This is a genomic window from Pseudomonadota bacterium (assembly GCA_010028905.1).
Classification (GTDB): domain Bacteria; phylum Vulcanimicrobiota; class Xenobia; order RGZZ01; family RGZZ01; genus RGZZ01.
The window spans coordinates 1-1,650 of sequence record RGZZ01000747.1 but is presented as its reverse complement, the minus strand read 5'-3'; the positions used below and the strand labels follow the sequence as shown (position 1 = coordinate 1,650).

Genomic DNA, 1,650 nt, shown 5'->3' with positions numbered 1-1,650 from the left:
CGTTCCGGAGAAGGCAGATCGCGGGAAGAGCGCGCCGTGATCACAGCTGCCCTGGTCGCGCCACCCCGTCCACGTCACGCACCCTCGCCCGCCCCCACTGCGCTCGCGAGAGAGACGCCCGAGACCGCGCTTCCCCCATCTCCGGCCGACCCCACGAAGCTCATGCGATACGCAAGCATCGCCCTCGGCGCGGCGGGTGCGGCGGTGCAGGTGTGGTACGGCCTCAAGCAGCTGCGCACGGCCGAGACGCATCATCAGCGCTTCAACGGCGCAGCCGACATCGCGACGGGCATGGCCCGCGGAACCGCGTCGATGGTGACCTTCGGCGCCGGCATCGCCGCGGCGAGCGGCCTGGCAAGCGTGGCTTCGGCCGTGGCCGTCTATGGCCTCTGCCACTGCAGCTCCATCGGCCTCGATGGAGCCCGTGACCTCTACAATGCGCGACACACCCACTCGAAGCAAGACCTGCAGAGCGGACTGGTGAAGCTGGCCGCGGTATCGATCATGGCGGCAAGCCTCGGCATGCACTGCAGCGCAGGGGTGGTGGCCGGCAGCTTCCTGGCTGATGCCGCCGTGATGGTGCAGAACCGACGCGAGATCGCCCAGGCCATCGCAAACGGCGCCAAAGCCGTTCGGCAGCGCCTGTTTCCGCACCGACCCTAGCCTCCTCCGCGACCTTCTACCAGACCCGTCCCCCACGCGAACGCCCGCTACCCAGCGTGACGCCCATGAAGAACATCAGGAAGAAGGGCAGCAGCTTCAACGCGAGGCCGCTGACGCACGCGCCCCAGAGCGACACCGCGCCTCCTCCGGCCGCGGTCACGAGCTGTCCGCTCACCCAGCCACCAGACCAGAAGACAACCAGACCGATCGATGCGTAGCAGATCAGCGCGCACCAGAGCACGTCGCCCCCCGAGTTGTCTGGTCGCAGAACGCGCAGCGCAAGTCCCGCGACGAAGCTCGCGCCGAACAAGGTCAAGGCGCACGGCATGCCGCTGCCGCTCAGCGGCGCGCCTTCGGCTGTGGCGCTGCCGACCTCGACCTTCGTCTTCTCCTCGATCTCCACGGGGACACAGAGGGCGACCGGTGGCCCCGCCGGATTCGTGAGCGCGGCGCGGACCTCGACCCAGGACCCGATGTATAGCGGAAGGCTCCCGAGGCACAGCGCAGCCTGCTGAACCGGACCGACGTACGCCGCAACCTCCCTTGCCCCTTTCGGGGGCGGGCGGTGCACCCCGAGCCCAGACACGCTGCTCATCGTGCTCAGCGTCACGGCCACGACGAGCCCGCAGAGCACAGCAGCCCCGATGGAGAGGTACCGGGGAATGAGGGCTCGCCCACCGTGGCGCCACACACGAACGAGCTGTCGCAGCATCGCGCCCACGGTACCCGCAAGCAGCGCCAGACAGAACGTCACGCACGCCACGGCGATGGGAGAAGCCGCAAGACGTGCATCCAGCGTCACGTCATTCAGTCGCAGGCCTTCCACCGAGCAGGGGAACACCGCAGCCACCGCCCCCGAGACGACCGCCATCGGCAAGGCGAGCAGCAGGCCCGTGACGGCATGTTCGGCATCATCCCTGGCGCCGAGAATGCGGGCAAGGCAGCCGCCAGCCAGGGCCAGGGGCACGGCGCAGACGAAGGCAGCCG

2 protein-coding genes are annotated in these 1,650 nt (G+C 69.2%); one reads left to right on the top strand and one right to left on the bottom strand.

What is annotated here, in order from left to right:
- The first annotated feature begins 36 nt into the window (after positions 1-36).
- Positions 37-663, top strand: coding sequence for a hypothetical protein (locus tag EB084_24930; GenBank protein NDD31509.1), 627 nt, complete (start codon positions 37-39; stop codon positions 661-663).
- Positions 664-679: 16 nt separating this feature from the next.
- On the opposite strand, the gene EB084_24925 is transcribed toward EB084_24930, so the two are convergent.
- Positions 680-1,650 (bottom strand): hypothetical protein (locus EB084_24925; protein NDD31508.1); only part of this gene is annotated, 971 nt, incomplete at its 5' end.